At 63.3% G+C, this 10,503-nt stretch carries 9 protein-coding genes; 6 read left to right on the forward strand and 3 right to left on the reverse strand.

Annotation, left to right across the window (positions count from 1 at the left end; genetic code table 11):
- Positions 1-9 precede the first annotated feature (9 nt).
- Together FQU74_RS15085 and FQU74_RS15090 are read right to left on the reverse strand one after the other, a co-directional pair.
- Positions 10-1,341, reverse strand: coding sequence for an HlyD family type I secretion periplasmic adaptor subunit (locus tag FQU74_RS15085; protein ID WP_146287307.1), 1,332 nt, complete (start codon positions 1,339-1,341; stop codon positions 10-12).
- Positions 1,338-3,038 (reverse strand): type I secretion system permease/ATPase, encoded by a 1,701-nt coding sequence (locus FQU74_RS15090; protein WP_146287308.1) that lies wholly within the window; start codon positions 3,036-3,038, stop codon positions 1,338-1,340. The genes FQU74_RS15085 and FQU74_RS15090 overlap by 4 nt, the downstream gene beginning before the upstream one ends.
- A gap of 149 nt (positions 3,039-3,187) precedes the next feature.
- On the opposite strand from FQU74_RS15090, the gene FQU74_RS15095 reads away from it, so the two are divergent.
- The 3 genes from FQU74_RS15095 (at position 3,188) to FQU74_RS15105 (ending at position 5,672) form a co-directional block, all read left to right on the forward strand.
- Positions 3,188-3,784, forward strand: a complete 597-nt coding sequence (locus tag FQU74_RS15095; RefSeq protein ID WP_158635602.1) for a SapC family protein — start codon at positions 3,188-3,190, stop codon at positions 3,782-3,784.
- Positions 3,781-4,557, forward strand: a complete 777-nt coding sequence (locus FQU74_RS15100; protein WP_146287310.1) for a SapC family protein — start codon at positions 3,781-3,783, stop codon at positions 4,555-4,557. The genes FQU74_RS15095 and FQU74_RS15100 overlap by 4 nt, the downstream gene beginning before the upstream one ends.
- Positions 4,558-4,865: 308 nt before the next feature.
- Entirely contained in the window at positions 4,866-5,672 is an 807-nt protein-coding gene (locus FQU74_RS15105; RefSeq protein WP_146287311.1) for a calcium-binding protein, read from the forward strand.
- A gap of 49 nt (positions 5,673-5,721) precedes the next feature.
- Here FQU74_RS15105 and FQU74_RS19315 read toward each other — a convergent pair whose 3' ends face one another.
- Positions 5,722-6,117 carry a hypothetical protein gene (locus FQU74_RS19315; protein WP_158635603.1) on the reverse strand — a complete coding sequence of 132 codons (396 nt, stop codon included), beginning with the start codon at positions 6,115-6,117 and terminating at the stop codon, positions 5,722-5,724.
- Here FQU74_RS19315 and FQU74_RS15110 point away from each other — a divergent pair.
- From FQU74_RS15110 to FQU74_RS15120, 3 genes are read left to right on the forward strand one after another with little or no spacing between them, the layout of a single operon-like run.
- Entirely contained in the window at positions 6,079-7,587 is a 1,509-nt protein-coding gene (locus tag FQU74_RS15110; RefSeq protein WP_158635604.1) for a glycosyltransferase family 2 protein, read from the forward strand. The two genes, FQU74_RS19315 and FQU74_RS15110, sit on opposite strands and share 39 nt — an antisense overlap.
- The gene (locus FQU74_RS15115; RefSeq protein ID WP_158635605.1) at positions 7,571-9,781 is read left to right on the forward strand and encodes a glycosyltransferase family 2 protein; all 2,211 of its coding nucleotides are present in this window, start codon (positions 7,571-7,573) and stop codon (positions 9,779-9,781) included. The genes FQU74_RS15110 and FQU74_RS15115 overlap by 17 nt, the downstream gene beginning before the upstream one ends.
- A 34-nt stretch (positions 9,782-9,815) precedes the next feature.
- Positions 9,816-10,424, forward strand: coding sequence for a class I SAM-dependent methyltransferase (locus FQU74_RS15120; protein ID WP_158635606.1), 609 nt, complete (start codon positions 9,816-9,818; stop codon positions 10,422-10,424).
- Positions 10,425-10,503: the final 79 nt, after the last annotated feature.

Below are 10,503 nucleotides of genomic sequence, written 5' to 3' on the forward strand. Positions count from 1 at the left end.
GCGATCAGCCTATTCTTCCCGCATGGCGCTTTGCAGGCGCCGCGACAAGGGCCCCACCAGATAATTCAGCGCCGTGCGCTGTCCCGTCGGCAGGATCACCGAGGCCGTCATGCCAGCAACCAGCCGCGCACGCTGTTCCTCGGGCAGAGTCGTCTCGTCCAGCCGGACCCGCGCCTCGTAATAATCGGCACGCGTGTAGGGATCGATGATCCGGTCGCGAGACAGGGTCACAAGTTGGCCATCGGCGGGCGGCAGGTCCAGCGACTGGAACGCCGGGAAGGTCACCATCGCCGCGGTGCCCGGAAGGATGCCATCGATATCGTTCGGCGAGACGCGGGCGGTGATGATGTACTCGTCCTCGGACGGGGCGATTTTCATGATCGTATCGCCGCCACGGATGACGGCCCCCACGGTGCCCAGCGTGCTTTCCTGCACCGTCCCCGCCACAGGGGCCCGGATTTCGACCCGCTTGAGCGAATCGTCCGTCACGATGAGATCGCGCTCCAAGGCGCGGATCTCGCGCGTCACATCCTCAAGCGTCTCGACCGCGAGGCGGCGATATTCCTGCTCCAATTGCGCGATCTGCAGGCGGAAGCCTGCAATCGCCTGACGGATACGGGAAATCTCGATGTCGGACTGGGCGACACGTTCTTCCAGCGACAGCGTTTCTTGCTCAAGCGCGGTGACCTTTGCCTGCCCGGTCAGGCCCTTGGCGCGAAGCGCGCGCTGGTCCTCAAGGTCGGCGCGGACCAGGTCCGTCTCGCGCAGCGCGATTCCGCGGCGCACCTCATTGGCACGAATCTCTGCCTCGGACTGGGCGATGTTGGTTTCAAGCAGTTCGCGCGCCTGTGCGAGTTCCCGGCGTTGCAGATCGAAGTGACGCCTTTCGTTCTCGGCGATGCGCGCGACGACCGGATTTGCTGCGATCTGGGCCTGCAATTCCGGCGAAAAGGCCAGATCAGAGGTTAAGGTCATCTCGGCCTCAAGCCGTTCTTGCCGGGCGCGGTTGCCCCAAAGCTGCGTGCGGAACAACTCGGCCGAGGCGGCATTGGCCGTGGAATCGAGCCGCACGAGCAGATCCCCCGCCTCAACCTGCTGCCCGTTGCGCACGAAGAACTCGCGCACAATGCCGCCTTCAAGGTGCTGGATCAGCCGCGTCGTATTGGCGTTTTCCAGCACGCCTTGCGAGACGACCGCACTGTCCAGCCGCGCGATGGCCAGCCAGCCACCAACGATGCCGAAACACACCAGGATCGTGACATTCGCCGCTCGCAGCGAACGGTGCAGCATGCGGTCACAGGTCGCCAGCGCGGGTGAGGTGGATGTGGCCTGCATTGTCATGCCCCCACCCGCTCGGGCGTGCCCGCCACATGCGACAACAGTGGGTTCCCCGCCGTGGTCAGGCGCCCCAGCATGTCATCACGGGTGCTGAACGAATGCATGTAGCCATCCATGATCACCAGAATATAGTCGCATATTCCCAGAAGGTTGGCCTTATGCGTGCTGAAGAAGACGGTCGATCCGGCGCGCTTCAGCTCTGTCAGGCTGTAGACGAGGTTCTTTTCCCCCTCGGCATCAAGGGCAGAGTTTGGCTCGTCCAATACAAGAACCTTGGGCATGCGAAAGAAGGCCCGCGCGAGGGCAATACGCTGCCGCTGCCCGCCAGACAGCGGGGCTCCACCGTCCTGAAGCCTGAAGTCGAGCCCGCGCCCCCGCCCTTGCACGATATCGAGGGCACCAGCCATGCGCAGCGCATCGGTCACAGCATCGGTCTCAACCGGGTCATAGGCGGCAAAGCGGGTGACGTTCTGCCAGATCGTACCGGGCAAAAGGTCCATGCCCTGCGGCAGATAGCCGGTTGCAGGGCCATGCTGGTGAGCGGGCCAGGTTTCGAGCGGGAAGCCATCGATCTTGATGGTGCCGGATGACGGACGCGCAGCGCCCGACAGAAGCCGCATCAGGGTTGATTTCCCCGCGCCGCTTGGCCCGACCACGCCGACAATCGAGCCTGCCGGAACCTCGAACCGGATGCCGGACAGAACCGCCTTGCCGTCCGCCCCCATGAACACCACGTTCTCGCAGGACACATGGCCCTGCATGGCGGGCAATGCTGTCATCGGCTCGGCCGGCGCATCCGCCAGAACGACGTCCAGCCGCTCGGCCGCAGCGCGCAGTTCATAAAGCACCGACCAGTTCCGCGCGACCGAGACGACTGGCCCCACCCCGCGCATCATCACGATAAAGGCTGCCATCCCGGCCGTGGCCGAGACCTGCTCCAGCAGGTAGAGCGTGGCGCCGGTCCCCACCAGAATGACCAGTTGCGCCTGTTGCAGCACGCTGATCGCGCTGTCGAGAATACCCGCGCGCCCATGACCGCGCAGGACGATGTCCGATGCCCGATCCTCCAGATCAGCCCACTCTCGGCGCACGCCGGGCAGAATGTTCATGGCGCGGATCGTCTCACGCCGGGTGGCGGTCGAGAGGCCGAAGGAAAAGGCCTGATCCTCATGCCCGCGCGACTCGGCCCGCACGGATTTCCAGATTGACCGCGCCCGCGCGCTGAGCAGGGCAAGCACGGCGATATAGGCCAGCGCAACCAGACCGAAGACCGGATGCAGGATGAACAGCACCGCGATGAATACCGGCGACAGGCTTGCATCCATCATCGACTTGATCAGCGTGCCTGTCAGCCCGTCGCGCAACGTGCCGATATCGCCATAGGCACGAAACGCCTCGGGTCGGTCGCCGCGATGGACGGCATCGAAGACGCCCTCTCTCAACTCATGGTCGATTCTGTATCCGATGGCCTGCAGCGCATTGGTCCGGTAATGATCCAGCATTCCCCAGACGACCAGAAGAAAGGCAATCAGCGCAGAAATGAACCCCAGTGTCTCCCAACTGTGGCTGGTATAGACACGCTCCGTGACCTGCATCATGTAAATGAATGGTGTCAGCGCCAACAACGTGATGAATACGCTGTGCAGCCAGATCCGGACATAGCCGCCACGGGCATTCTGGATTACAGAGGAAACCGTCATGGGAAATCCCGTTCTACTCTAGCGTCAGGGATCACAACTGGAAGGTGATGACAAGCATGTACTGCGCTTTTGATCGGTGGGAAGACGCGACGGGCGCCGCTCTGCGGATTTTTGATCCGTTTGCCTACCGACCTGCCCTGTATGAGCGCATGGTGCCCGTCAGCTTGTCCGAGTGCCCGGCCCTTGCAGAGCGGTGGCCCGTGATGTGGCGGCGCGACGGGTTGGGCGACCCCGAGCTGGTCGTCCTGCGTGGTCTGCGCGCCGATGCCGAGATGCCGGATGCACGCACCCAGAATCGCGCCTCGCTGCCACTGTTGGTGCAAGCATACCCCTTCCGCTTTCGTGACCCCGCTCAGGGTGACGAGATCGGGCTCGAGCGCGCAGCCCCGATGCGGGAACGCGATTCGGGATCCTATATTCTTGACGATCAGGGCAACCTTTTGCCGGGGGCCGAGCTGAAGGTGCGCGCGTTGGAGGCCTGGGCCGAGGACCTTGAGACACGCACCCTGCTGACCGAAGTGGTGTTTCGCAACGCCTTGGTGGAGCGTGTCGTACTGCCCGAAGGTGTGGCCGAACGGTTCGATCTGCCGGATTTCTTTTCTGTCACCCCGGCCCCGGATGATGCGCTGATCTTTAGCGCGATCCCGCGCGAACACTGGTTATTGGTCGCCCGGTTTCTGGTCGCGCAGCGCCTGTCGCTCTACACCATGGCCCGGCTGATCGCCCTTGCAGGAGAGCCCGCATGAGCGTTTGGTTTCTGGATATTCCTGGCATTACAGGCAGTGAAACGCTTTCTGCACAGAGACTTGCGTCTTGGCCCGATCGCGCGATGGATGACCGGCTGCACCATTTGCGCGTCTGCCCGGTGGTGCCTTCGGAACTTTACCAGATTGCCCGCCACCTGCCCGTGACCGTGGTTGATCAAGCTGACGGCCCGATGGTCATGGTCGATCTGCGGACCCAGATGCTGCGCCAGCCCGCCTTCGATTCCGACGGCCGCCTTCAGCGAAGCTATCGCCCGGCGGTGACGCGTCTTCTGCCCTTCTGCACCTCGGCCCAGGGGGCGCTTCTTCGCCTCTCGGACGAGGTGGCACCGCCCGGTCCCGAACGTCCGGCCGAGCTGCAACAGCAGGTCGCACAGATGCTCCGCGCTCAAGCTGCCGGGCTCGGTCGCCTTGCCGAGGCAGCCGGATTGCTGATCAGCGAAGGCCTGCTGCAGCGGTCTGCCGAGGGTGACCTGGCTGAATGGCGCCCGATGTCCCCCGAGCAGGATGGCGCGACGGTTGCCGCCAATCTTGCTCCCCGGCCCGAGTCGTTCCTGGCGCTACGCCTGCTGGCAGTTATCGAGTTTTCTGCCATGCACAGGCGCGAAGACCGTGGACGCCGCCCCAATGCCGACAGCCTTCGCGGGCTACTTAGCCGGAATGAAGCGCTGCGCCGGCGGATCTTCCTGACCCGTGACGAGATGCTCGACTTTTCTGCATTGACAGTCGGGCCGCCGCACAACCATAACGCGTAAACCGGCCAAGAGCAGATGTTTCGCCAGCCATCAAGGCCGAGCGAAGCGCATCGCTGACCGCACGCATTTCGGTGAAAAACCAAGCGGCCGCCTGCCCCAATGCTGCAGGCGCAAGCAAATTCGGCACACAATTGCGCAATGACGCTCAACAGCCAAATAAACCCTAGATTGTACTTGATGCAACCTTAACACGCTGTTATCCGGGATGCGAATTGACTGTCGATTGACCGATATGCCAATTCTCTGTGGGATATCAGTTTTTTGCCAGTTCAATGACAATTAATTAACATTGCAGGAGCACATCCCCAATGCCAACTTCCGAGTATAGCAATCTCAAGCAGGTGGAGCGAGGTCTAGACCGGCTTGGCTTGACCGACAGCATGATCGACAACATCGTCGACAATCTGCCCTCCAAAGGCGATATCTCTGTATCGATCGTGGGGCCGGGCGAAGCCCCGGACTCGAATGCCGACATGGTCATCCGTCAGGCAAAGAACGGCACGATCACCATCACCACGGCAGATTCGGACGACAAGACCGTCATCGGCACCGAAGATGACAACACCGTGGGCGGTGGCCCGGGTGATGATACGGCCAAGCTTGGCGCGGGCGATGATCGCGCCGTCGGCGGCGCGGGCGATGACCTGCTTCTGGGTGAAGGCGGCAATGACACCCTGGTGGGCGGCAGCGGTCAGGACACCCTGAACGGAGGCACGGGCAAGGATCTGCTTTCCGGCGATGCCGGGGCCGATACGCTGATCGGCGGGGCAGGCAGCGACACATTGAACGGTGGCGCCGGGAATGACTGGCTTTCGGGCAATGCCGGTGCAGACACGCTGAACGGCGGCCAAGGCAATGACACGCTGAACGGTGGCGCGGGTGCCGACGTGATGTCGGGTGGCGAAGGACGCGACCTGTTCATCGCGGGCGGTGGCGACACCATCAGCGGTGGCGCGGGCGTCGATACCGTGCGCATCAACGCCGACTTTGACGACGTCACCATCAAGACAACGGGCGCCAAGACCGTCATCACCTTCTCTGACGGTAGCTTCGTCACGGTCTCGGGCGTTGAGCGTCTGGACTTCAATGGCAATGACGACGACATGACCCTGTAATCGGGCCAGTCAGAACACGCAGCCGCCCGGGTGCATCGGGCGGCTGTCATTACGTGGTGCCAGACACCGCATGACCGAGTCGCAGTCCTGATCGCAGATGCCCGGCCCCGAGTTTTCCATCATTGACCGGCTTCTTGCGCTTCAGGCCGCCCTTCACGCGACGCCCGAAGCCGCAGCGAGCAGCTTTGTCGAACGGGCTGCGCTGTTGCAGAGGATCGGCGCCAGAGCCGAGGCCGCTGCGGATGCTGAACACGCCCACAGGCTCGATCCGGCCGACCCGCGCGCCATGGCGCTCTTTTGCAGACTGGCCGAAGAGTCGCCACCAGCGCCACATCATCACGATATCGCGGTCGCACTGCTGGCGAGCCCGTTTGCCAGCAATGCTGAACGCCAGACAGCGCTCGGCTTGATTGATACCGCGCGCCTGCCACTTGTCCTGCGGCATGATCTGCCGCTGACAGTCCGTCTGACGCTGGTTCATGGCCGCAGCGATGCGTTGGCGCTGGACGGAACCGGCCCGCAGGATCAGGTGCTGCCTCTTGGACAGGACAAAGCGCGCGGGGTCTTTGCGGTCGACTGTCTGATCGCCCGTCCGGAATGTGCAGCGCGACAAGTAACTCTGCGCCTGAACCAGCAAGAACAATGCGTTGAGATCGCGGCGGTTGGTCCCGTAGCGCCGCTGACAATGAATCCTGACCTTCCGGCCGCGCGGTTGACGATCCTGATGCCGGTCAAGGACGGTGGCCAGGTGCTGGCTGACTGCTTGCGCTCAACCCTTGATGAGCTGTCGCGGCTTGACGGGGGGCAGCTCGTGATTGTCGATGACGGCTCCACGCAGGCCGCGACAATGGAGATGCTGGATTGTGCCGCCGCACGAGCCGACGTGACCCTGATCCGGAGTGGCGGTGGGCTAGGCTTCACCGCCGCGGTCAATCTGGGGCTTCGGCACATCGGCGCAGGGCCCGTTCTGCTGCTCAATTCCGACGTTTGGGTGCCGGCAGGCACATTTGCGCGGATGCTGCACCACTTGCGCGAGGCCGATGTGGGCACCGTGACACCGCTTTCGAATAACGCGGGCAGCTTTTGCCTGCTTGGGCCAGGCAAGCCCGCACATATGCCTGCACCCGACGTCTGCGAGATTCTGGCGCAGGCGGCCGATTGCCACAACTCCGGCTGCGCCATAGACGTGCCCAGTGGCAACGGATTTGCCATGCTGATCTCACACGAATGCCTGCGCGCGGTGGGGCCACTCTCAGGCATCTACGAAAGCGGATATTACGAAGAGGTCGACTTTTGCCTGCGCGCGTCCCTGCGCGGCTGGCGGCATGTCGCCGCGACGGACTGCTTTGTGGGCCATGTCGGCTCTGTCACCTATGGCGCGACGAAACAGCGCCTGACCTCTGCCAATTTTCGCCGCCTGCAGCAACGGTTCCCGCATTACGCCGATCTCTATCAGGGATTCGTGGCCCTTGACCCGCTTGCGGCTGCAAGGCGCCGGATCCTTGCCGAACTTGGGCCCGACCGTCCTCTGAACCCCATCGACGAGCATTGCCCCCGGCCAGTTGCGGGTGGGCGGGTCCTGTTGCCCTCGGGAAACGGCAATCCGGTCGTTCTTCCCTGCCAAGGGGGCATTCATGCAATCGTCGTGAACCATCGGTTCCGGCGCCTGCGGATCGTCCCTCGCCTGCAGTTGCACGCATCGGGCGTTGCGCTGTATCCCGGCCACAACCTGCTGGCGCGATTCGACGAAGCGACGGAAACCATGCTGATCCTGGATGGACGAGAGGGTCGCCCGCTTGTCGAGATCGCACTGCGCGATGCGACATCAACCGATCTGGCCAAACTCGAGACCGCCGTGCTCAGGTTCGTCGCTTCCGAGGCTCAAGAGGACGAGAGTCATGCCCTTTCAGTCTGATTGCGCCTTTGCCGCACCCGGCCTCTTGCGGGGCTTTGTGGTGCTGGAAGGGCAGCCTGACCGGCACTGGCATGTCGGATTGTATGCAAATGGCCGCTTTCTGGGCGCAACGCTGGCCGATCGCGAGAGCGACGCGGAAGGTCTGGGGTATCATCACCATGGCTTTCATTTCAGCCTGAACCCCGCCGCGTTGGACGACCGGGACGTTCTGCGGCTTGAGGTGCTGAACACAAGCCACGTGATCGCCGAAGGCCGCCTGTCCGACCTGCGCCATGATGCACCACAGACGCTGATGGTACCCGGCACGCTGGACTATGGCTATGGGTTGACCATCAGCGGCACCATCGAGAACGGCGTGACCGAACTGCCCGCCTATGAGATCGTTGCGATGGAAGGCGAAGATATCGTCGGGCGCTGCCGGATCACCCGCTGGCAGCACATCGGCAATCCGCAAGACCCTTTGGGCAAGGCAGCAGCCTTTGATCTGCACATCGATCCTCGGCTTGCGGATGGCCGGTTCCACCGACTGCATCTGGAAACCTCGACCGGAGCGGTTCTGGCTGGAAGCCCAGTTGATATCATCGCCTGGCCAAGCGCGCTGCACCAAGGGCTTGTGACAGCGCCGGGCTGCACCCCTGCCGAGGCGCGACGCGGCGATCTGATGCTCGATCGTTTGCTGGGCTCGTCGATGCCGCTTGCGGCCTATGCGGGGCTTTACCCCGAGATTTCGGTGGTCGAGGCCGTGCGTCCAGAGGGCCTGATCGGTGCGGATGGGTCTTGGCACCGGCTGGCCAATACGGGCTGGGTTCTGTGCCACCACCAAGACATCCGCCCCCTGCCCGGATTTGAAACCCGGCTTCAAGGCGTGGATCTGGCATCGGCGCGGGCGGTGTTCTGCGATCTGGCTGTCGAGCAGTCCGACGGGATGATCTGGCCCTTGCTCTTTTCGGCCTTTGACTGGGAGCGCCTGCTGGAACAAGGCCACGCTGCCCTCTGCTTTGCCTTACCTGAAGCCGCGCTAAATGCCCCCGGTACGGGTGAAGCGGCGTCGCTGATTGACCTGCTGCTGCGCTGGCTGTCCCCTGATGGCACTGTGCCTGACTATGGCAAACTGTGGCACCTTCCCCATCCCGGCGGGGTCGTCGGTGAAGGCGCCTTGCAGGCCTCAGCCGAGGCTCGGATGCGAACGCTGCAGACGGCGCTGCATCGCCCCGGACTGCTGCTTGCCACGACCCGGATCTCGGCATCGGCACGCAAGGGCGCGATCTTCCCCGCACTCCACTTGCAACGCCCGATTGCCGAGCGCGCGGTCAGCGTGATCGTTCCCACTCGCAATCAGGGAAAATTGCTCAAGGCGGCTGTCGGCGGGCTGATCGAGGCAAACCCGGGCTTCGATCTCGATGTTATCGTTGTCGACAATGGGTCGGACAGCCCAGAGAGTCTCGAGGTGCTGAACGAGCTTGAGGATCGCGGCATCCGCATCCTTGAATACAGCGACGGCTTCAACTTCTCGCTGATCAACAACCTTGCTGTCGAGCATGCCCGTCACGCCCAGTTGTGCTTCATGAACAACGATGTGGCATTCCCGCAGCCGGGCGTTCTGACTGAGCTTTGCAGCCGTCTGGCCTGCCCGTCCGTCGGGGCGGCGGGGCCGCTGATGCTGCGTGCATCCGACATCATCCAGCACGGGGGCGTGGTTCTCGGCCCCTGGCATGGTGCGGTCCATGCGTTCGAGGATCGGATGGCGGGTGATCCCGGTTATGCCGAACTGCTGCGCGTCGCATCCGAGCCTGCGGCGGTGACCGGCGCCCTGCTGCTGACCCGCCGCACGCTGTTCGAGGACATGGGCGGCTTTGATACCCACCGGTTTGCGGTAAACTTCAACGACGTCGACTATTGCCTGCGCCTGCGCCATGCCGGTTATCGCGTGGTCTTTACGCCCCATGCGATGATCCGGCATTTTGAATCGGTCAGCCGGGGCCGCGAGATCGGCACGCCGGCGGATCATCGCCGCCAACGCGAGATCGCTTGTCTTCGGACGGCATGGCGCGCGCCCATCCTGAACGATCCGCAGTATCACCCGCTGTTTTCTGTCGACAGCCTGCCCTATCGTGCCTTGGCGCTGGATCACCGTGACCCGGCCCCGCGACGGGCGGGGTTGCGCGGGCACGCTGATCAGCCCAACTGGGCGTGAAAGAGACCTGACGCCGATGGCCGAGGACATATCCATGACCGCACCGACGCTGTATAATCTGGGCTCCGGCCCACGGCGCCTGTTTGACCTGCTGCCCGACCCCTCGGCCTTTACCGGCTGGCGTGAGGTGCGCGTGGATCTGGATCCGGGCTGCCGGCCTGACATCCTCTCAGACCTGACCGATCTTTCGCAGGCCATACCGGATGGGTCGGCCGACCTGATTTATTGCTCGCATGTGGTCGAGCATTTCTTTGACCATGACGTGCCCCGCGTGCTGCAAGAGTTCGCCCGTATCCTGCGCCCCGATGGCGCGGCCATCGTGCGGGTGCCCGACCTTGCAGGGGTGATGCAGGCGTTTGACGAGGGCGATCTGGAGCGGCCGCTCTACCATTCCCCTTCGGGACCGATCTCGGCGCTGGATGTGATCTTTGGCCACAGACGGTCCATCAGCGCTGGCAATCACTACATGGCGCACCGGACCGGCTTTACCCAGGCCTCGCTGGCCCGTCGCATGCTGGACGCCGGTTTCGAAGAGGTGCAGACCCTTCCCGGCCCGTCGGTTGAATTCTGTGCCGTGGCCACCATGCGCCCCGCGAACCACCGGGCGCAGATCAACGCGCTGATGGATTTCATGGGCGTGTGACGGCGGCGAAGACTTCGCCACACAACGCATGGTTTAGCTTAACTTCCTTAATGCAACCGCATATGCTGCCCCTGCAGCA

Source organism: Gemmobacter aquaticus, from assembly GCF_007859075.1.
In the GTDB taxonomy this organism is placed as follows: Bacteria; Pseudomonadota; Alphaproteobacteria; order Rhodobacterales; family Rhodobacteraceae; genus Gemmobacter; species Gemmobacter aquaticus.

What these genes read in the sequence shown, in the direction of transcription:
- FQU74_RS15090 (WP_146287308.1), bottom strand. Translation starts at nt 3,038, where the DNA reads ATGACGGTTTCCTCTGTAATCCAGAATGCCCGTGGCGGCTATGTCCGG.
- FQU74_RS15095 (WP_158635602.1), top strand. Translation starts at nt 3,188, where the DNA reads ATGGTGCCCGTCAGCTTGTCCGAGTGCCCGGCCCTTGCAGAGCGGTGG.
- FQU74_RS15100 (WP_146287310.1), top strand. Translation starts at nt 3,781, where the DNA reads ATGAGCGTTTGGTTTCTGGATATTCCTGGCATTACAGGCAGTGAAACG.
- FQU74_RS15120 (WP_158635606.1), top strand. Translation starts at nt 9,816, where the DNA reads ATGACCGCACCGACGCTGTATAATCTGGGCTCCGGCCCACGGCGCCTG.
- FQU74_RS19315 (WP_158635603.1), bottom strand. Translation starts at nt 6,117, where the DNA reads ATGCCGCAGGACAAGTGGCAGGCGCGCGGTATCAATCAAGCCGAGCGC.
- FQU74_RS15085 (WP_146287307.1), bottom strand. Translation starts at nt 1,341, where the DNA reads ATGACAATGCAGGCCACATCCACCTCACCCGCGCTGGCGACCTGTGAC.
- FQU74_RS15105 (WP_146287311.1), top strand. Translation starts at nt 4,866, where the DNA reads ATGCCAACTTCCGAGTATAGCAATCTCAAGCAGGTGGAGCGAGGTCTA.
- FQU74_RS15115 (WP_158635605.1), top strand. Translation starts at nt 7,571, where the DNA reads ATGCCCTTTCAGTCTGATTGCGCCTTTGCCGCACCCGGCCTCTTGCGG.